2 protein-coding genes are annotated in these 22,976 nt (G+C 66.1%); both read right to left on the reverse strand.

Going from position 1 to position 22,976, the window contains the following annotated elements:
• Window positions 1-3: 3 nt before the first annotated feature.
• Window positions 4-16,437 (reverse strand): non-ribosomal peptide synthase/polyketide synthase, encoded by a 16,434-nt coding sequence (locus tag ABIA40_RS15505; RefSeq protein ID WP_404541855.1) that lies wholly within the window; start codon window positions 16,435-16,437, stop codon window positions 4-6.
• Complete coding sequence (locus tag ABIA40_RS15510; protein WP_404541857.1) at window positions 16,430-22,975, reverse strand: amino acid adenylation domain-containing protein; 6,546 nt, start codon at window positions 22,973-22,975, stop codon at window positions 16,430-16,432. The genes ABIA40_RS15505 and ABIA40_RS15510 overlap by 8 nt, the downstream gene beginning before the upstream one ends.
• Between the last annotated feature and the right edge of the window lies 1 nt (window position 22,976).

A 22,976-nucleotide genomic window follows, 5' to 3' on the forward strand; every position in this document is an offset into this window, starting at 1 on the left:
GGCTTACTCCGCCGGCTCCGGGACCGTATCCTGCGCGATCGTCGACGCCGCCGCCGGCACGAGCAGACCGCAGATCTCATCGAGCAGGCCGGCATCCCTCAGGATCGTGAAATGGTTGTCGCCGACGAAGCCGCGATCGACCGCCTTCGGCAACTGCAATTCCAGCCGATCACGCTGCGCCAGACGGGTCGAGGTCCACCAGCAGAGCGGCGTGGCTTCGAGGCCCCGCGGCAGCGCGGCGTTCTGCGCCAGCCTGTTGAGGTGCCGTCCGACTGCGAATGCAGCGGACAAATCATCCGCGCCGAGCGAGGCATCCTCCGCTCTCACGCTCCTACCCTGCTCCACAACAGAAGCAACGAGGTCGCGAATGTGCTCCGGCGTCTCCGGCAAACCAGCACGTTTTGCTGCCTCGACCTGCGCCTTGATGCGAGAGGCAGCAGCGCTCGGGAGGACCGCCGACAGCAATCCGGCGAGATCGTCGGCCCAGTGGGCAATCGCCTCCCGCGGGCTCGATCCGTCCGGCTGCCGCGGCACGAAGCTGTCGACCAGCGCGAGACGATCGACGCGCTCACCGCCGCGTTCGAGCTCGGCCGCGACGAGACTGACCAGCAGTCCTCCCAAGGACCAGCCGACCAGGCTATAGGGACCGCGCGGCTGCATCCGCCGGATCTCGGCCGCGTAGTCCACGGCCATGGCCTCGAGGGAGGCGTCGGTCCACGAGGGATCGACCAGCATTCTCGATTGCAGCCCGATCACCTGCCGGTGCCCTTCGAGGCGGCGCGCCAGCGGCCCATAGTCGAAAACGGTGCCGAAGCCGCCATGCACAGAGAAGACCGGGTTCACGCCGCGAACCGCGGCATTCAGCGGCAGCAGCGCCGATGGTGCGACGGCGACGGCCGGCGCCGCGGTCGCGCTGCCGGCGAGCAGCGCGCGGATCGTCGGCTTCTGGAGCAGATCGCGCAGCTTGATCTCGATCCCGAACGTCTTGTCCTGACGGACCCGCGCCACGACCTTGAGACACAGGATCGAATTACCGCCGAGCTCGAAGAAATTGTCGGTGACCCCGACCTGCGGCACGTCCAGAATCTCGGACCACAGGCGTGCCATTGCGGTCTCCGCCGGGCCTTGCGGGGGGACGAAGCTCCGCATCGACGCATCGGGAGCCGGCAATGCACGCCGGTCGATCTTGCCGCTCGACAAGGTCGGCAACCGCTCGAGCACCATGATCCGTGCCGGTACCATATAGGCCGGCAGGATCAGCTTCAGGAAACCGGTCAAGCGCTCGACCAGCCTCTCGGCCGCCTCGGGCGCGGCGTCATCTGCCGCCTTCGGTGCGACATAGGCAATGAGCTGATTTCCGGCTGCACTCGGCACTGCCACCACCGCCGCCTGCGCAATCGCCTCATGACGGAGCAGCGAGGTCTGAATCTCTCCGAGCTCGATCCGGAAACCGTTGACCTTGACCTGGTCGTCGCTGCGGCCGAGATATTCGACGGTGCCGTCCTCGCGCCACCGCGCCAGATCGCCAGTGCGATACAGCCGCGCTCCCGGGGTCGACGAGAATGGGTCAGGGACGAAGCGCTCGGCGGTCATGGCGGCCTTGCCGTGATAGCAGCGCGCCAGGCCGAAGCCGCCGAGATAGAGCTCGCCGGCAACACCGGCGGGAATGATGTCGAGTGCGGCATCCAGAATGTAGGCGCGGCGGTCTCCGACCGGCAGGCCGATCGGCGCGTAGGGCGTGTCGCATTGGGACGCGCCATCGACTTTCCAGACCAGCGGCGTGACGACGGTTTCCGTCGGGCCATAACCGTTGATCAGAATGCGTGGCTTGAGAACGCGCCTGACCTTGTCGAAGCCCGCCTTCGGCATCGCCTCGCCGCCGAACGAGTAGAGCTTGACCGGCGGTGGATTGCCGCTCTGCTCGACGCAATCGGCGACCTGCTGGAGGTAGGCCGGCGGCAATCCGATATGGCTGACGCGATGGACGTGCAGGTTCTCGACCGTCTGTTCCGGCATCCACAGTTCGGCATCACGCATCAACAGCCGTGCGCCATGCGATAGAACTGTGAGCCAGCGCTCATGGGCGCCGTCGAAGGCGAGCGATAGGAAATGCAGCTCGCAGGAGCTTTCGTCGATCTCGTAGAGGCTGCCCGTGACGCGACAGTGCATCGCCAGCGGACCGTGGGCGACGGCCACGCCCTTTGGCGTCCCGGTCGAGCCCGAAGTGTAGATCAAATAGGCAAGGTTCTCGGGGTGCAGTTCGGGTTGCGGCGGATGGTCGGGTCCCACGTCGAAATCGAACGAAGACAAGGAAATTCGCTCCATGCCCTCCGGGCTGCCCTCGATTTCGAGCGGACCCGTCAACAGGAACGCGATTGCTGCATCGCGCATGACGAACGCGCGCCGCTCCGAGGGTAGCTCGGGATCGAGTGGAACGTAGGCCCCACCCGCCTTGAGCACGGCCAGCAGCGCAATCATCGTGGCAGCACTTCGCTCGACCACCACGCCGACGCGCTGCTCGGGCTTAAGCCCCCGGGCGATCAGGTGATGAGCCAGGCGGTTGGCCCTGCGCTCGAGGTCTCCGAACGAGAGCACCGAGCCGCCAATGGTCAGCGCCGTCCGCTCCGGATGACGCCGCGCATGGCTGCTGATCGCCTCATGCACCAGCGGCAGCGGAGCGCTCGACGTCGCATGCCGATTGCAACGATCCGCAAGGACGGCATCGAGCTCTGTGACGGGATGGATGCTACCAAGCAAGGCCGTGGCATCGCGCGTCAGCTCCGCCAGCAAGAGCTCGAACTGCGCCCTGATCTGCGCCGCCTGCGCTGCGGTGAAATGACTCGGCATATAGGTGTATTCGACCTGGAGCGTGTCTTCGACCAGCACCGACAGGTCCATCGGATAGTTCGTCACGTCGACATTCTTCAGGCCGCTGAACTGCAACGCGCCTGCGCCGCGGTGCATGCTGCGTTCGATCGGATAGTTTTCGAACACGATGATGCTGTCGAACATGGTCTGACCGGCACGGCCGGCCCAGCCCTGGATGTCATAGAGCGGCGTGTGCTCGTAGTCCCGGATCGCCGAATTGCGGTCCTGCAGCGCGCGCAGCCATCCTCCGATCGGGCTTTCGGGCGGAAGCGTTTCGATCACGGGCAGCGTATTGATGAAGAGCCCAAGCATCTGCTGCGATCCGTCGAGACCGGCCGGACGACCGGCCACGGTTACGCCGAACGTCACGGTGTTCTGGCCCGAATAGCGTTGCAGCAGCAGCGCCCACACGCCTTGGACGATCGTATTCAGCGTGATCCGTTCGCGCCGCGCGAACGCCTTCAGCTCGGCAGTCGCGGCCTCTCCGAGACGCGTGTAACAGCGTTCGTGGCCGGATGCCTGATGGCGGTGCGCGCCGAAGGCATCGGCGAGCTGCGTCGGCTGATCGAAGCTCCTGAGCTGTTCCCGCCAGAAAGCTTCGGCAGCCTTGGCGTCCTGCGCCTGCAGCCAGGCGATATAGTCGCGGTAGCGCGTGGCGTTCGCGGCAGCAGCGCCGCCGTAATAGCACTCCAGGACTTCTCCGACGAACCTTGCCGAGCTCCAGCCGTCCATCAGGATGTGATGATAGGTCCAGATCAGCCGATACAGGTCGTCCTGGAGCCGCAACAACCGCACCCGCTGGAGCGGTGGCCTCTGGAGGTCGAATTCGGCGGCGCGCTCATCGGCAAGGGCCGCCGCAATTCTTTCATCCCTGATCGCCTGCCCGCGCCAGTCCTCCTGTGCGAACGGCACGATGGCGTCGCGATAGACGGCTTGCAGCGGAGAGCCGGAGAGCTCACGCCAGAGGAAGCCGGTCCGCAGCATCTGATGACGCGCGCTCACCTCGCGCCACGCTGTGCCGAGCCGTTCCGGGTCGAGGCCCCGGATCTCGACACTGACCTGATTGACATAAACGCCGCTGCCGGCATCGCGCAGGCTGTGAAACAGCATGCCCTGCTGCATCGGCGACAGCGGATAGACGTCCTCGACGTGGCTCCAGTCCAGACCGAGCCGTTGGAGCTGCTCCTTGGAGAGTCCCGCCAGCGAGCCGCGCTCCGATGCGGGGTCTTCCTTATCTGGCTCGACATCTCGGGACGCCGCAATCAGCGCCTCGATGGTTTGATACCGGAACACATCGCGCGGCTCGATGAGCACGCCTTCGCGCCGCGCGCGGCTCACCATCTGCAGCGAGATGATGGAATCGCCGCCGAGCTCGAAGAAGTTGTCGGTGACGCCGATGTTGGGCTGGCGCAGCAGATCGGCCCAGATCGCGGCCAATGCGGCCTCCGCCGGCGTGCGCGGCGCCACATGCTGGGCGGACGCTACAAGCTGATCCGGCGCCGGCAAGGCCTTGCGATCGATCTTGCCGTTCGGCGTCAGCGGCAGATGTTCCAGCACCACGATCCGCGCCGGGACCATGTAGTCGGGCAGCACCGAGGAGAGCGCCGTTTTGAGCGCCGCGCCATCCAGCGCTTCGCCGCTGACATAGCCGACCAGCTGGCGGCCGGCGCCGGCCTCGCGCGCCACCACCACGGCCGTGCGGACACCATCCTGCGCCTGCAGCCGCGCTTCGATCTCGCCGAGCTCGATGCGGAAGCCGCGGATCTTCACCTGGTGGTCGGCACGGCCGACATAGTCGAGCACGCCGTCGGACCGCCACCGCGCCACATCGCCGGTACGGTACAGCCGCGCCCCCGGCGGACCGAACGGATCAGGGATGAAACGCTCCGCCGTCAGGCCGCCGCGCTGCCAATAGCCCCGCGCGAGCCCGCTCCCACCGATATAGAGCTCGCCGGCAACGCCAACCGGCGCGAGGTTGAGGTCACCGTCGAGAACGTAAAGCGTGGTGTTGCCGATCGGGCGGCCGAGCAGCGGACGATCGTCCATTGCATCGAGCCGATGGCGGGCCGACCACACCGTGGTCTCGGTCGGGCCGTACAGGTTCCAGACCTCGCCGGCCTGGGCCACCAGCCGCCGCGCCAGATCCGGCGGCAGCGCCTCGCCGCCGCACAGCACCCGGCAGCTCGCCGGCAGCGCAGGACCGTCATGATCGAGCAGCATCCGCCAGGTCGACGGCGTTGCCTGGATCACGGACACGCCATGCCGCTGCACGATCGCCTTGAGCTTGGCGGGATCATGCGCGGCCGTGCGATCCGCCAGCACGACGCAGGCGCCGATCGTCAGCGGCAGCCACAGCTCCAGCACCGCGATGTCGAAGGACAACGAGGTCAGCCCGAGCACGCGGTCGGCGGCCGTCATGCCGGGCTGCTCCGCCATGGTCGCCAGGAAATTGGTCACGGCATCATGGCGAACCATCACGCCCTTGGGCAGACCGGTCGAGCCCGAAGTGTAGATCACGTAGGCAAGGCTCTCGCCGTGAACGGCGACATCGAGATTGCCGGCATCGCCGCCCTCGCCGTCCTGTCCATCAACGAACCAGGCCTCCGCGCCGGTCTCCGCCAGGATGGCTGCGAACTGATCGTGCAATCTTTCTTGCGTCAGCACCAGCGCCGCGCCGCTGTCGCGCAGCATGTGCGCCAGCCGCTCCGGCGGGTAATCCGGATCGAGCGGCAAATAGGCCCCGCCGGCCTTCAGCACCGCCAACAGTGCGACCAGCATCTCGACGCCGCGGTCGAGCGCCAACCCGACCACGATTTCGGTCCCGACGCCATGATCCCGCAATCGCTGCGCCAGCCGGTTGGCGCGCGCATTCAGCGCGGCATAGCTCAGCTCCGCCTCGCCGAACACCAGCGCGATCGCCTGCGGCGACTTCCGGACCTGCGCCTCGAACTGCGCAATGATCCCCTCGCGCGGTTCATCCCGGCGCCTATCGTTCGCCCGTGCAAGCAGGACGTCATCCGCGGGATCGCGGGCCGCGATCATCCCGACCGGTCGACCGGCATCCATGCTCAGCGCCTCGATCAGCCGCACAAAGGTTCGCTGCAGCCGTGCGATCTGGGCCTCATCGAAATATTTGCGCTGATAGTTGAAGACGAGGCGCAGGCGCTCATCGACGCCGATGCTGGCGAACAAAGGATAATTGCTGGTCTCGACAATCCAGGTCTCGCCGACCTGGATCTGCCGGTTCTGTCCGATCAGCGCGCGGTCGACCGGGTAATTCTCGAACACCAGGATGCTGTCGAACAGCGGCCGTCCGGGGCGCCCTGCCAGCCGCTGGATCTCATAGAGCGGCGTCGCGCCGAATTCGCGCAAGGCCAGATTGCGATCCTGCAACTCGCGCAGCCATGATCCAACGGTCTGCTGTGGGCCGACACCGTCGATGACCGGCAACGTGTTGATGAACAGGCCGACCATCTCTTCGGCGCCGGCGAGTTCCGGCGGCCTGCCCGACACGGTGACACCGAAGCAGACGGTGCCCTGCCCGGTATGCTGTCGCAGCAACTGCGCCCATGCCGCCTGCACCAGCGTGTTCATCGTGATCCGCTCGCGCGCCGCGAATTCCTGCAAGCGTCCGGTCAGTACAGAATCCAGCTCCAGCGTGCCGTGGCCAAACAATTGGGAGCCCGTCGGTTCGGCGAGGCTGCCTGCCAGGAAGCTCGGCTGGTCCAGCTCTGCCGTCGCATTGCGCCAGAAGGCCGCCGACGCCTCGCTGTCACGGGCCTTCAGCCACGCGATGTAGTCGCGATAGCGGTGGTGCAATGCCGGCAGGCGTCCCTCGCCGTTATGCTGCATCACCTCGGCGATCAGCCGCGCCGAGCTCCACCCATCGAGCAGGATGTGGTGATGCGTCCAGATCAGCCAATGCCTGTCGGCGCCGAGCCGGATCAGCCGAACCCGCTGCAAGGGTGGTCGCGACAAGTCGAACCCGGCGGCCTGCTCCTGCCGCGAAACGTCGGCCAGCGCCGCATCCAGTTGCGCCTGGTCCCACGTCGCGCTCCGTGCTCGCCAGTCGTCCTCGACAAAGGGCACTTCGGCCCGTCGATAGACGACCTGTTGCGGCGCGCCGGACAGGTCACGCCAAATAAATCCCGTCCGCAGCACCGCGTGACGATCGCTGGCCGCCTGCCAGGCGCGGCGCAGCTTTTCGGCATCGAGTCCTCGGATTTCCGCCGCGACCTGATTGACGTAGAGTCCGCTCTCGCCGTCATGCATCGCATGAAACAACATGCCCTGCTGCATCGGCGACAATGGATAGATGTCCTCGATCTCGCGCCAATCGAGCGCAAGCCTGTCGAGCTCGATCTGACCCAGCCCCGACAATGCCACATCCGATGGTGTCAGGCCGCACGCGCCGCTGGTGCAGTGATCGACCAGCTCACGCAACGCAGCCTCGTACAACGCGGCCAGCCGCTCGACCGTCTCGCGCCGATAGCGCTTGCGACCGAAGCCGAACAATAGAAGCAACCGACCATCGCGCACCGTGCCGTTCACGATCAGCCAGCGTCGCAGCGGGCTCGACGCATCCCGCGACGGACCGGCGCTTTCCGCTGCCATCCTGAACAGCGCCGCCTCATCGCCTCCGTCGATTTGGCCGAGATAATTGAACGCAATCCTCGGCTCGCCGGCGTGCGATAGCGCCAAGCGCTGCTCTTCGGAGCCAAGATAACGCAGTACGCCGTAGCCCACTCCGCGGCCGGGAATGCCGCGAAGCTCCTCCTTCACGGTCTTGATCAATGACGAAGGATCTTGCGAGCCACCGGCCAATCGCACCGGAAAGGCCGTCGTAAACCAGCCGACCGTGCGCGAGAGGTCGAGATCGCCAGCGAGAGGCTCGCGGCCATGCCCCTCCAGTTCGACGAGAACGTCGTCCCGTCCGCTCCACTGCCAGACGGCGCGTGCAAGGCCGGCAAGAAGCAGATCGTTGATCTGCGTCCGATAAGCCGACGGCGCATCCGTCAGCAGGCACCGCGTCCATTCACTTTCGAATGACAGCAGGACCTCATCGGCATCGGCGATGCGATCGTTGCCCGCGTGGTCGTCGTCGCACAGAACGTCCGCATTTGCACAGCGGCTGGTCCAGTAGGATAACTCCGTCGCCAGTTCTGGCGACGTCGCGTAAGCCCGCAAGCGCTGCCCCCACAACGCGTAACCATGGGTCTTGGGCGGAAGCGCGATCGCTGCGTCCCCCTTCGCAAGCTGCGTGTAAGCGGACGCGATGTCCTCCAGCAGGATCCTCCATGACACCCCGTCGACCACGAGATGGTGGATCACGATCAGAAAACGCTGGCTGCCATCAGCGACATCGATGCCGACGGCCCGTAACAGCTCCCCGCCGGAGATCGACAGGCTTGCTTGCGCCGACGATGCCAGCGCCGTCACGGCGGCCCGGTCGATCGCCCGCCGCACCCAGAGCAGCGCATCCGCTGCCGGAGCAGCGCCGTGCTCGGCACACCAGTTCCCCTGCCTCTGCGCGAAGCGGAGGCGCAGTGCGTCATGATGATCGACCACAGCGGTGAGTGCGCGCCGCATCACGTTCCAGTCGAGACGCTCTCTCGGCTGCAACAGCACCGCCTGGTTCCAATGATCCCGGTTCTCCATGTCCTCCGCAAAGAAGCGGGACTGAATCGGCAAGAGCGGATGCGGGCCGGTGACCTGCCCCTGATCGGCGAGCGTCCCCGTGCGCTGCTCGGTCCGCGCCGCGCGCGCCAGAGCTTCGAGCGTCTGATGCTGGAATACGTCGCGGGGCTCGATCAGGTATCCGGCGCGCCGGGCGCGGCTGACCATCTGGAGCGAGATGATGGAATCGCCGCCGAGTTCGAAGAAATTGTCGGTGAGGCCGACGGACGGACGACCGAGCAGCTCCGCCCAGATCGCCGCAAAAGCGACCTCGGCCGGCGTGCGCGGCGCCTGATGCTCCGGATGGCCATGGGCCATGTCGGGCGCCGGCAGCGCGTGGCGATCGACCTTGCCACTCGGCATCAAGGGTAACCGCTCCAGGACCGCAATTCTCGACGGCACCATATAGTCGGGCAACACGGCCGACAGCGCGGTCCGCAAGCCTGCCTCCGTCAATTGGCCGCTGCCGCTGACATAGCCGACGAGCTGACGGCCCATGCCGACATCGCGCGCCACCACGACGGCGGAGCGAACGCCGGGCTGATCGAGCAGCCGCGCCTCGATCTCGCCGGGTTCGATGCGGAAGCCGCGGATCTTGACCTGGTGATCCGCGCGTCCGACATAGTCGATCGCGCCATCGGCGCGCCAGCGCGCCAGATCTCCTGACCGATAAAGCCGCTCGCCTTCCTCGCCGAATCGATCGGGAATGAAGCGCTCCGCCGTCAGCTTCTCGCGCCGCCAATAGCCTCGCGCCAAACCGGCCCCGCCGATGAACAACTCGCCGGTCACGCCTGCCGGAACCATGTTCAGATCGGCGTCGAGGATGCGGATCGTCACGCCGGGAATGGGTCGTCCGATCGGCACGCGCGTCGCCCCTTCGTCGCGACAGGTCCAGTAGGTGGCGTTGATGAGAGCCTCGGTCGGACCGTAGCGATTGTCGAACCGTACATTGGGGAACGCCGCACGCACACGCGTCATGAGATCAAGCGACAGCGCCTCGCCGCCGGCAAACAGGCGCTTGAGCGAGGTGCAGCGCGGCGCGCCGGGCTCGGTCACGAAATGCTCGAGCATCTGCGGCACGAAGTGCAGCGTCGTCACGTCGTGGGCGATGACGGCGTTTACCAGGAGTCGCGGCTCGCGATGCGCGCCTGGAGGCGCGATCGCCAGCCGCGCGCCGGTTGCGAGCGGCCACAACATCTCCCAAACCGAGACGTCGAAGCTGAACGGGGTCTTGTGCAGCAAGGTCTCGGCAGAATCGAGACGATACTCCCCCTGCATCCAGCCAAGCCGCGCCGCCAGCGCGCGATGCGAACAGGCCACGCCCTTGGGCACGCCGGTCGAACCTGATGTGTACATCACATAAGCCAGGTTGTCCGGCTGAAGCGCCGCATCGGGATTGCCGGCAGGCGCTTCGATGTTAGCTTCGCCCTCCTTGTCGATCGTCCAGGCTTCGGCGCCAGCATCCATGATCACCGGCGCGAGATGCGAGAGCAGCAGCTCCTGAGTCAGCACCAGTGCCGTTCCGCTGTCGCGCAGCATATGAAGCAGGCGTTCGGAGGGATAGTCGGGATCGAGCGGCAGATAGGCGCCGCCGGCTTTCAACACAGCCAGGACGCCAACGATCAGTTCGACGCTGCGTTCGAGCGCTACGCCGACCAGCCGGTCGCGACCGATCCCGTGCTCCCGCAGCCGCCAGGCCAGGCGATTGGCACGCGCGTTCAGCTCGCCATAGCTGATCTGCCGTTCACCGAAGATCAACGCGATCGACGATGGCGAAGCCGCGGCCCGGGCTTCGATCTGCGCGACGATAGTGTCGCCAGACTTCGGTGCCCGCTCGGCGCTGCCGCCCCAGCCGAGCAATCTCTGCTCCTCATCGGCATCGAGGCTGTCCAGCGCGCCCAGCGGCCGCGAGGCGTCCGCCACGATCCTGGCCAGCAGTTGCGACAGCGAGGCCTGCAGATATCTGATATGATCGTCGTCGAGGCGGCTGCGATCGTAGCGAAAGCCCAGATTGATGCCGTCGGGCTTGGCGAAGACCGCCACCGTCAGCGCATAGTTGGTGATCGAGACCTGCTCGACCCGGCCGAACCGGCGTCCGCTTTCGCTCTCGCCCCGCAGCGCCTGATCGATCGGATAGTTCTCGAACACGAGGATGTTGTCGAACAGCGCGCGTCCGGAACGGCCGGCAAGACGCTGGATTTCGTACAGCGGCATCCAGCCGTGATCGCGCAGATCCGTGTTGCGCGCCTGGAGATCGCGCAGCCACGCTCCGATCTCGGTTTGCGGGCTTGCCTGATCGACGACGGGCAGCGTGTTGATGAACAGGCCGACCATCTCCTCGGCCCCGCTGATCTCCGCCGGCCGGCCCGAGACCGTCGCACCGAAACAGACCGCGCGCTCGCCGGTGTGGCGACGCAACAGCTGCGCCCAAGCGCCTTGCACCAGCGTATTCAGCGTGACGCGCTCGCGCCGCGCAAAGGCTTGCAGGCTTGCCGTCAGGTCGGCCGTGAGCAGCAGGTCAGACGAGCCATGGCCTGAAGCACCGTTGGCCGCAGGTTCTCCCAGCGTGTCCGCTAGGAAGCTGGGCTCGTCCAATTCGGCCAAGGCCGATCGCCAGAACGAGGTCGACGCCTCGCGGTCCTGCCCTTGCAGCCACGCGATGTAGTCGCGATAGCGGCCCTTCACTGCTGGCAAGCGTGCGCCGCGCTCGTGCTGCAGGATCTCGGCCATCAGACGCGCGGCGCTCCAGCCGTCCAGCAGGATATGGTGGTGGGTCCAGATCAGCCAGTGGCGCGCGTCGTCGAGCCGGATCAGCCGGACCCGCTGCAATGGCGCCTGAGACAGATCGAATGCCCTGGTACGTTCGGCTTGCGCAATACCTGCGAGCGCAGCCCGCACCTCCTCCTCTTCCATGGCGGCCGCCCGCGAGCGCCAGTCTTCTTCCTCGAATGGCAAAGGCGCAGAGCGATAGACCACCTGCTGCGCGGCCCCCGACAGCTCGCGCCACGCAAATCCGGTTCGCAACACGGCGTGGCGCGAACTGATCTCGTGCCAGGCTGCGCGCAGCCTGCCGGCCTCGAGACCACGGATCTCGAGGCCGATCTGGTTGACGTAATTGCCGCTCTCGCCATCACGCAGGGCATGGAACAGCATGCCCTGCTGCATGGGCGACAGCGGATAGATGTCCTCGATCTCGCGGCAGTCGATCGCTGCGACCAGCGCGTCGAGATCAGCCTGCTTGAGGTTCGACAAGGCGAAGTCCGACGGCGTGATGCCGCGGGCGCCGCCCGTGCAATGCGCGACGAGTTCGCGCAAGGAAGCCGCGTAATGCTCGACGAGACGTTCGATGGTTGCGCGCCGGTAACGCCTACGGCCATAGCTGAACGACAGGCGCAACTGTCCTTCCCCGATCTGACCGTTGATGCTGACCCAGCGGCCAAGCGGCGCGCTTTCGCTGCGCATCGGCCCCGAGCTCTCGGGCGCGAGGCGAAACGGGGCACTCTCTCCCATGCTGGAATCGAACTGGCCGAGATAGTTGAAGACGATGCGCGGCTCGGGACGTGCCGCCAGGGCGCTCCGCTGCGCCTCGGTGCCGAGATGACGCAGGACGCCGTACCCCAGGCCGCGGTTGGGAACCGCCCGAAGCTCCTCCTTGATCGATTTGATCAGAGAGGCGTCGTCGCTCGAGCCGCCCGGCAGGCGCATCGGAAATGCCGTGGTGAACCAGCCGATGGTGCGGGACACGTCCGCACCGTCGAAGACGTCCTCGCGGCCATGGCCTTCGAGCTCGACGACGACATCCTCGATCCCGCCCCAGCGCGACACGGCTCGCGCAAGTGCCGCCAGCAGGAGATCATTGACCTGGGTGCGGTAAGCGGTCGGGGCTTCCTTCAGCAGCCGCGTGGTCAATCCGGCGTCGAACGCCAGCAGGACTTCCTCGCCGTCTGCAACCCGGTCGACCCCGCCATGATCGTCATCGCAGGGAAACGCGGCATGCGATCCCCGCTCCAGCCAATAGTCGAGCTCGGCTGCCAGCTCGTCGGTCGCAGCATAGGCCTGTAATCGCGCGCCCCAGGATGCATAAGAGTCGCTCCTCGCCAGCGCGACTGAAGCCGCGCCCTGGCGGAGCTGATCGTACGCCGCCGCAAAGTCTTCGAGCAGCACCCGCCATGACACGCCGTCGATGACCAGATGATGCACCACCACCAGAAGCCGCTGGCTGCCATCCGCGAGATCCATGCCGACCACACGCAGCAGCGGCCCGGCCAGCGACAGGCTGGCCTGAGCCGACGCGGCAACTCCCGTGACCTCGGCGGCATCGCGAACGTCGCTGCGAATCCAGAGCAGCTCCGAGATCGCCGGCGGCGAGCCATAAATTGCGCGCCAACCGCCATCAATCTCCTCGAAGCGCAAGCGCAGGGCCTCATGATGCGCGACGAGAGCGGCAAGCGTGAGCTCGACGAGCTTCCAGTCGAGCCGCGACTTCGGCATCAGCAGGACGGCCTGATTCCAGTGATGACGGTCCCCTGCATCCTCACCGAGAAACCGCAACTGGATCGGCAGCAGCAGGTGCTCGCGGCCGTCGAGATCGAGCTCAGCGGCGACGATCTCCGCCTTGTCTTCACTCCGCGCCACGCGCGCCAGATCCTGCAAGGTCTGATGTCGGAAGACGTCACGCGGCTCGATCAGCAGGCCCGCCTGGCGCGCCCGACCGACCAGTTGCAGCGAGATGATGGAATCGCCGCCGAGCTCGAAGAAATTGTCGGTGACGCCGATGACGGGCTGGCCGAGCAGCTCGGCCCAGATCGCAGCGAGCACCGTCTCGGCTGCGGAGCGCGGCGCGACATGCGCGGTGATTGCGGCCGGCATCTCCGGTGCCGGCAGGGCGTCGCGATCGACCTTGCCGTGCGCGGTGAGCGGCAGCCGGTCCAATCGCACGATGCGGGCCGGCACCATGTAGTCGGGCAGCTCCTCCGAGAGCGCCGCGCGCATCGCCGCTTCGTCGAACGGTCCATCGCCGGCGACATAGCCGACCAGCTGACGGCTGACGCCGGCTTCACGGGCAACGACCACGGCCGACCGCACGCCGGCCTGCCGCATCAGCCATGCCTCGATCTCGCCGAGCTCGATCCGGAAGCCGCGGATCTTCACCTGATGATCGGACCGGCCCACATACTCGATGACGCCATCGGCACGCCAGCGTGCCAGATCGCCGGTGCGATACAGACGCGCGCCCGGTGCGCCAAACGGATCAGGGACGAAGCGCTCCGCCGTCAGCTCGGCTCGCTGCCGGTAACCGCGCGCCAGCCCCTCACCGCCGATGAACAGCTCGCCAGTTACGCCAATCGGAACGACGTTGAGATCATTGTCCAGGATGTACGCCGAGCGGCGGCCCACCGGGCGACCGATCGGGGCATAGTTGCCGTCGATCTCCTCGCTCGCATCGACCTTCCATACCAGCGGCGTGACCACGGTTTCGGTCGGCCCGTAGCCGTTGATCAATGCCCGCGGCTTGAGCGCGCGCTTGACCTTGTCGAAGCCAGCCTTGGGCATCGCCTCGCCGCCGAACGAGTACAGCTCGACTGGCGGCGGATTGCCACGCCACATCGCGAAATCGGCGAGCTGTTGCAGGTAGGCCGGCGGGAACCCGGCATTGGTGACGCGCTGCCGGCGCAGAACTTCGATGGTCTGTTCGGCCGACCACAGGTCCGCATCCCGCATCACGAGCGCCGCGCCGCAGGTCAGTGCGGTCCAGAGCCGCTCATGGGCGCCATCGAAGGTGAAGGACAGGAAGTGCAGCTCGCGCGAGTGCCGATCCATGTCGTAGAGCCCGGCCGTCACCTCGCAGTGCATGGCGAACGGACCGTGTTCGACCGCGACGCCCTTGGGGATGCCGGTGGAGCCGGAGGTATAGATCACATAGGCAAGGCTGGTTGGCACCACCGCGATCTCGGGATCGCTTTCGCTCTCCGTGGCGAGATTGATCGCACCGAGCGGAACGACCACGACGCCAGCTGGCGGCGGCGTCAACGCCGAACTATCTGCGTCGACCAGCACGACACGCGCGCCGGCATCGCGCAGGGTGCCGACCTGTCGTCTGACCGGATGCTCGGGATCGAGCGGCAGATAGGCTGCACCCGTCTTCAAGATGGCGAGCAGCGCCGTAATGAGGCCTGGCGAACGCCGTGCCGAGACGCCGACAAGGTCGTCGCGCCCGACACCGAGGCGGATCAGGTGGTGCGCGAGCCGATTGGCGCGGCGGTTGAGCTCGGCATAGCTGATTTCATCGTCACCGAAGACCAGCGCCGGCGCGTCGGGCGTTTCGGCGGCCAGCCGTGCAACCGTCCGATGCACCGGTGTGAACGATGAGCTTGCCGTTTCGTCGTCGGCGCAATTCCATTGCCGCAACAGCCCCAATTCCTGTTCGGACAGCAACGCCACATCGGCGATCCCTTGCGCGTCGTCGGCAACCATGGCCTTCAGGAGGGTGGTCCAATGCGCGGCGAGGCGCTCGATCGTCGCCGTCTCGAACAGCGCCGTTGCATAGGTGAAGATGGCACGGATCTCGCCTGACAGCCCCTCCTCGGTATCGAGCGCGAGTTCGAACTTGACGGCATCGACCTCCGTATCGATCGTCTCGATCTGGAGACCGGTCCGATCCGATGAACTAGCCGACGCCCGACGGCGCTGGTGATTGTAGAGGACCTGGAACAGTGGATTCTGACTCAGGCTGCGCGTGGGCTGAAGGATTTCGAGCAGACGTTCGAACGGAAGGTCCTGGTTTTCCTGTGCCTCGACAGTGGCCGCATGAACCGCCGCAATGAAGTCCGCGATCGCCGCGCGGCCGTCGATCTGCGTGCGAAGCACCTGGGTATTGACGAACAGACCGATCACGCCGCGCGCTTCGCCGCGATGCCTGTTGGCGACGGGCACGCCGATGTTGATGTCGGACTGCCCGGTGTAGCGATAGAGCAGCAGCTTGAAGCTCGCCAGCAGGACGGCGAACAGGGTCGTGCGATGCCGCCGCGCGAGCGCGCGCAAGCCATTGGCTAGCGCCGGTTCGAGCGGGATGCGATGTGCCGATCCCGCCAGGTCCGGAACCGCCGGGCGCGGCCGGTCGATCGGCAGCTGGAGCACGGCCGGATTGGCGAGACGCCTGGTCCAGTAGCCGACCTGCCGTTCGCCATCGACCGCACTCATCCAGAGCCGCTGCCATTCGGCGTAGTCGGCATAGTCAATCTCCGGCTCCGGCAGGGCCGGTTCTTCACCGCAAGCGAATGCCGCGTACAGTTTCCAGAACTCGTCAACCAGCACGCCCATCGACCAGCCGTCGGCCACGATATGGTGCAGGCTGACGACGAGGATATGGTCGCTCTCGTCCAGCGTCAGCAGCGCCGCACGCATGAGCGGGCCCGCCTCGAGATCGAACGGCAGCGAGGCCTCCTGCCGTGCCAACGAACGCGCCTGCCGTTCGCGGTCGTCGCCAGCGAGGATCACGTGCCGCAATACGGCCGGCTGCGGATCGTGGACGATTTGTTCGGCCTGCTCCCCTTCCTGCCGAAACACAGTGCGAAGCGTGCTGTGGCGGGCGACGAGCATATCGAACGCCTGTTGCAATGCGCGTGGTTGCAGCTGGCCGCGCACGCGCACCGTCGCCGATATGTTGTAGGCCGCGCTGGACGGATCCATCCGCCACAGGAACCAGAGGCGCGCTTGCGCAAAGGACAGCGGCGCCCGCTTTCGCTCCTGGCGCACGATCGGCAGCATGGCGAGGTTGACGCCCTTCGCCGCGAGCTGCGACAGGAACGCGTGCTGCTTGCCGGAATCGAGACGCATCAAGCGCCGTGAAATGTCGCGCAGCTGCTGCTTTTGCGTGGTTGCCGTGTCACTCATGGGACAGTTCGACTTCCTTCAACAGGTCGAGCATCGCTACGATGTCGTCGCTTCGCTTGTCGGTCTCGCTCTCCAGGCCCAGCGCAGCAGCCATGGTTTCAACGGTCGTCAATTCAAACAGACGATTGAGCGGCAGGTCGTGGCCGAGATCGCGCTTGATGCGGCTAACGAGCTGGACCGCAATCAAGGAATCACCACCGAGCTCGAAGAAGTTGTCGGTGACGCCGATGTTGGGCTGGCGCAGCAGATCGGCCCAGATCGCGGCCAATGCGACCTCCGCCGGTGTGCGCGGCGCCACATGCTGGGCGGACGCCACAAGCTGATCCGGCGCCGGCAAGGCCTTGCGGTCGATCTTGCCGTTCGGCGTCAGCGGCAGACGCTCCAGCACCACGATCCGTGCCGGAACCATGTAGTCCGGCAGCACCGAGGACAGCACCGTTTTGAGCACCGCGCCATCCAGCGCTTCGCCACTGACATAGCCGACCAGCTGGCGGCCGGCGCCGGCCTCGCGCGCCACGACGACAGCCGCGCGGACACCATCCTGCGCCTGTAGCCGCGCCTCGATCTCGCCGAGCTCAATGCGGAAGCCGCGGATCTTCACCTGGTAATCGGCACGGCCGACGTAATCGAGCACGCCTTCGGATCGCCACCGCGCCACGTCGCCGGTGCGGTACAGTCGCGCCCCCGGCGGACCGAAGGGATCGGGGATGAAGCGCTCCGCCGTCAGGCCGCCGCGCTGCCAATAGCCCCGCGCGAGCCCGCTCCCGCCGATATAGAGCTCGCCAGCGACGCCGACCGGCGCGAGGTTGAGGTCACCGTCGAGAACGTAAAGCGTGGTGTTGCCGATCGGGCGGCCCAGCAGCGGACGATGGTCCATCGCATCGAGCCGATGGCGCGCCGACCACACCGTGGTCTCGGTCGGGCCGTACAGGTTCCAGACCTCGCCGGCCTGGGCCACCAGCCGCCGCGCCAGATCCGGCGGCAGCGCCTCGCCGCCGCACAGCACCCGGCAGCTCGCCGGCAGCGCAGGACCGTCATGATCGAGCAGCATCCGCCAGGTCGACGGCGTGGCCTGGATCAGGGACACGCCATGCCGCTCCACGATCGCCTTGAGCTTGGCAGGATCATGCGCGGCCGCGCGATCCGCCAGCACGACGCAGGCGCCGATCCTCAGCGGCAGCCACAGCTCCAACACCGCGATGTCGAAGGACAGCGAGGTCAGCCCCAGCACGCGGTCGCCGGCCGTCATGCCGGGCTGCTCCGCCATGGTCGCCAGGAAATTGGTCACGGCGTCGTGGCGAACCATCACGCCCTTGGGCAGACCGGTCGAGCCCGAAGTGCAGATCATATAGGCGAGGCTCTCGCCGTGAACGGCGACATCGAGATTGCCTGCATCGCCGCCCTCGCCGTCCTCTCCATCGACTAGCCAGGCCTCCGCGCCGGTCTCCGCCAGAATGCCTGCGAACGGATCGTGCAATCTCTCTTGCGTCAGCACCAGCGCCGCGCCGCTGTCGCGCAGCATGTGCGCCAGCCGCTCCGGCGGGTAATCCGGATCGAGCGGCAAATAGGCCCCGCCGGCCTTCAGCACCGCCAGCAGCGCGACCAGCATCTCGACGCCGCGGTCGAGCGCCAGCCCGACCACGACGTCGGTCCCGACGCCGTGATCTCGCAATCGCCGCGCCAGCCGGTTGGCACGTGCATTCAGCGTTGCATAGCTCAGCTCCGCCTCGCCGAACGCCAGCGCGATCGCCTGCGGCGACTTCCGGACCTGTGCCTCGAACTGCGTGACGAATGATCGGACTTGCGGATCATGCGCCTGCGCCCGATTCCACACCTCCAGCAAAAGCTGACGCTCCTCGCGAGGCACAATGTCGAGCTGGCGGACCGGCGCACGCGGCGCATGCTCCAGCGCATCGGCCAGCTGGTCCAGCGCTTGCTGCATCAGGGCGCAGATGCGATCAGCCGAGAACGGATCGACGATCTGAGCGGTCAGACCAAGCGCTTGACCATAATCCTCGACGGCCAGCATCAGGGGATAATTGGTGCGCTCCTCGCCACCGAGCCATTCGATCCCGGAGTGCTCCCTGTTGGCAGCCAGATCCGCCGGCGTTGCATTGTGCCGATAGTTCAGGATCGCGCTGAACAGAGGCGCGGGTGCCGCGACGCCGCTGCATCGCTGCGCGAGCGCCAGCGAGGCGTGCTCGTGTGCCATCAGCTCGGTCAGCCGACGATGCGCATCACGAACGCTGTCCTCGACCGCGGTGTCGTCGAAATCGAGCCGCAGCGGCAAGGTGTTGATGAACAGGCCCATGGTGCGATCGCCGCCCGCGCCGGCCTGCATGCGACCGAACAAAACAGTCCCGAACACCACATGCTCGCACCCACTGGTTCGCGCCACCACCTGTCCCCAAGCGAGGTGGCAAAGGCTGGCGAGGCTGACGCCCAGCCGCCGCGCCTGCAAACGAAGCCTTGCATTCAAGCTCTCGGGCAGCATCAGCCGAGCTTCGGCCACGCCGGCACCGTCGCCGTGCACCCGGTCCAGCCCAAACGGCGTGGTCGACTCGTCGATGTCGGCGAGCATGCCGCGGAAGAAGCGCTCATGCTCCGCGGTCGCCGCCGATTCGCGCGCCTGTGCCACCAGATTCCGGAACGGATAGGGCGGCGGCAATTCGTGACTTCGCCCGGACAGGATCTTCACGACCTCGTCGTGCATCACCTCAAGCGTGGAATGGTCGCCGATGAGGTGATGCAACAGAACCAGGAGCAGCCAGCGCCCGCCTTCTGGATCGGCGGCGAGTGCAAAGCGCAGCAGCGGCGGCTGTCCGAGATCGATCCGATGGAATCGCGGATCGAAACGGCGGGCCAGCTGCTCATCCGCCGGACCTTCGCCGTCCAGCACGACCTCGCTGACGGCCAAGGGCGCCTGCCGCCAAACCACCTGAGCCGGCGTGGACAGTCCGTTCCACACGAGGGACGTTCGCAGAATGTCGTGACGGGCGATCACCTGCCGGACCGCATCGAGATAGCGATCGAGCAGGTCGCGGTCGGCAAAGGCCATCCGGCCAATCAGCAGATAGGGATCGCCCTCCTTCGCCAGCAGGTGATGGAAGAGGATGCCATCCTGAAGCGGCGACAGGCCGTAGACGTCCTGGATGTTGGCGACGCCGCCGGGAACGCCGGCCACAATGCTGTCGATATCGGATTGCGTTAGCGCGATCAGCGGCAACAAATCCGGTGTGATCGCCGTCGTCTGCCGGGTGATCCGATTAACCGGAACGTCGGCTTCTACGCCGCCATCGAGGCTGGCGGCAAAGTCCGCCAGCACCGGCTTCGCGAACAGCATGCGCGCATCCGCCCTCAGCGCATGCCGCTGCAATCGCTCCAGCATGCGCACTGCGAGCAGCGAGTGGCCGCCGAGCTCGAAGAAGTGGTCACTGCGTCCGATCCGATCGATGCCCAAGAGCTCGGCCCAGATATTTGCGACGACCTGTTCGACCTCGCCTCGCGGCGGCTCGAAACGGCGTCGCGCATATGCATCGTTCTCCGGCGCCGGCAGCGCCTTGCGGTCGACCTTGCCATTCGGCGTGAGCGGGAGTGCATCGAGACTCACGAACGCCGACGGCACCATGTAGTCCGGCAGACAGGCACGCAGATGATCGCGCAACGCGCTGACCAATTCATTGGCATCGAGCCCCGCGCCATTGCGGCGACGTACGGCGACATAGGCGACAAGCCGCGTGTCACCACCGTGATCCCGCTGCACCAGTACGATTGAATCGGCAACGTCGGCATGCTCGTTGAGCCGAAACTCGATCTCGCCGAGCTCGATGCGAAAGCCACGGATCTTGACCTGGTGGTCGTTGCGGCCGAGAAACGCAATATTGCCGTCCGGGAGATAGCGGCCGAGATCGCCGGTGCGATACATGCGCGCATCCGCACCGCCGCAGAAGGGATCGCGCACGAAGCGCTCTGCCGTCAGATCGGCGCGATCGAGATAACCGCGCGCGACTCCGACTCCGCCGATGTAGATTTCGCCGACGGCACCGAGCGGAACGGGCGCACCGAACCGGTCCAGGAGATAGATTCGCGCATTCGGCAGCGGTCGACCGATCGGGGTGGCGCCGCCGTCAAAACCCTGATGCCGCAACCAGCTCGTGGCGCAAACCGTTGCCTCCGTCGGCCCATAACCGTTGAAGACGGCAATACCAGGAGGCAATCCCTTGGCCAGCTCGGCGTTGGGCAATTCACCGGCAAGAACGAGAACCCGCAACGAGGCGAGCCGTTCGAGATCGGTCCGCCCGTGCAGCATCGCCGGCGGCAACGTCGCATGCGTGATCGCGTTGTCCGCGAGATAGCCGAACAATGCCGCGGTGTCCTGATGCTCGCGCGTGCCGGTCAGAAACAGCGCGGCGCCCGAGCACAGCGCCATGACGATTTCCCAGATGCTGGCATCGAAGCTGAGCGAGGCAAACTGCACGACGCGACTGCTCGAATTGACGTTGAACAACGCCCGCTGCGCCAACGCCAGATTCACCAGGCCGCGGTGCTCGACCATCACCCCCTTCGGCCGGCCAGTCGAGCCGGACGTGTAGATGATGTAGGCAAGGCTTCGCGCAGTCAGTCCTTTGAGGAGAGCACCCGGATCCGACGCCGCCTGCCCCGCGCCTGCATCGGGATCGACGATCTCGCAAGTCCCATCCGGAATGATCGCGCGTCCTGTGCCGTCTGCGATCAACAGGCGCGGCCTCGCATCATCGACAATCTGACGTAGCCGCTCCGCAGGATAAGCGGGATCGAGCGGCAGATAGGCGCCGCCCGCCTTCAGCACGGCCAGCAGGCTCACCACCATTGCGATGCCCCGCGGCAGGCAGATCGCAACGGGCTGATCCGGCACCACTCCCAAGGTGATCAAGTGCCGCGCAAGCCTGTTCGCTCGCGCATCGAGCTCGCTATAGCTCAGACGAACGTCCTCGTATGCCAGCGCAATGGCGTCCGGCGCCCTTCTCACCTGCTCCGCAAATAGATCGTGAATGCAGCTTTCGGAGGGAAACGGCGTGGCCGTCTCGTTCCACGCGTCGAGAACGCGCCTGCGCTCATCGACACCAATGATATCGATCCGGTCGACCACCTGATTCGCATCGGAGATCATGGCCCGCAGCACGGTCAACAGATAGCCCCGATAGCGCGTGATCGTCGCTTCGTCGAACAGCGACGTCGCATAATTCAGGGAGCCGACAATGCGCCCGTCCATCTCGCCGAGGTTGAGCTCGAGATCGAACTTGACCTGTTGCAGCGGAATATCAGCGACCTCGGCCTTCAGGCCAGGCAACTCGAGGGGTCCCATGTCGCTGCCTTGCCAGGCGAACACGACCTGAAAGACCGGCGTCTGCTCCAACCGTCGCAGCGGTTGAACGATCTCGACGACCTGCTCGAACGGCAGATCCTGATGATCCTGCGCCGCGAGCGCCGCCGCGCGCACACGGCGGAGTAGCTCGGCGACGCTCGGCTCGGCCGCGAGATCGACGCGGAGAGCCAGCATGTTGACGAAGAATCCGATCAGGCCCTCGATCTCCGGCCTGTTTCGGTTCGCCGTCGGCGTCCCGATCACGACCTCCGTCTGCCCGGAGAGTCTCGACAGCACCGCTGCCCAGGCCGCCAGCAGCGTCATGAAAACGCTGGCACCATTCGACTGGCTCAGTCGCTTGATGCCGGATGCGAGCTCCGTATCGATTTCGATCGGCAGGGACGCACCGGCGAGCGACCTGATTGGCGGACGCGGCCGGTCTGTCGGCAATTCGAGCATTGCAGGAGCATCCGCGAGCGCTTCTCGCCAATAGTCGAACTGCCGCTGCAAGCGTTCGCCCGACAGCCATTGTCGCTGCCAGGCGGCATAGTCTGGATACTGAATTGCCAATGGCGGCAGAGGATCGTCCTTGCCGGCGGCGAATGCCCGGTAGAGAGCGCCGAGCTCGCGCATGAGCACGCCGATCGACCAGCCATCGGAGACGATGTGATGCTGGGTAAGCAAGAAGAGATGCTCTCCCTCCGCCATCCGGATCAGGCGACCGCGGACCAACGGTCCTGCGGCGAGATCAAACGGCGTCGCGGCCTCCTCGCGGCAGAGGCGCGCCAGCTCCTGCTCGCGATCGTCCCGGCTACTCAGATCATGTTCGAGCAGCGGCACACGCGCATCCCTGGGCAGCAGCACCACGCGCGGCCGTTCGTCCACTACGCGAAAGACGCTGCGCAGGGCTTCGTGGCGCGCGAACACACGGTCGATGCTGCAACGCAAGGCTTCGAGATCGAGCTCGCCCGTAAGCCGCAATGCTCCGCGAATGTGATAGCTGGAATTCGTACCATCGAGCTGCGCCAGCAGCCAGAGCCGCTGCTGCGCAAAGGACATTTCCAACGATCCGCTCCGCGCCACCACCGGAATAGCGCCAGCGTCACTCCGGCCGCGATTCCTGGCCAGCGCGACGAGCTTTCTCATCTGCTGGGGATCCAGATCGCGTAGGCTCGGCTTTGCCGTGTCAGCCATG

It is taken from the genome of Bradyrhizobium sp. USDA 223 (assembly GCF_044909005.1).
In the GTDB taxonomy this organism is placed as follows: Bacteria; Pseudomonadota; Alphaproteobacteria; order Rhizobiales; family Xanthobacteraceae; genus Bradyrhizobium; species Bradyrhizobium yuanmingense.

Bases quoted from the DNA above. Each gene is read 5' to 3' on its own strand.
- ABIA40_RS15505 (WP_404541855.1), bottom strand. From the start codon at position 16,437: ATGAGTGACACGGCAACCACGCAAAAGCAGCAGCTGCGCGACATTTCA.
- ABIA40_RS15510 (WP_404541857.1), bottom strand. From the start codon at position 22,975: ATGGCTGACACGGCAAAGCCGAGCCTACGCGATCTGGATCCCCAGCAG.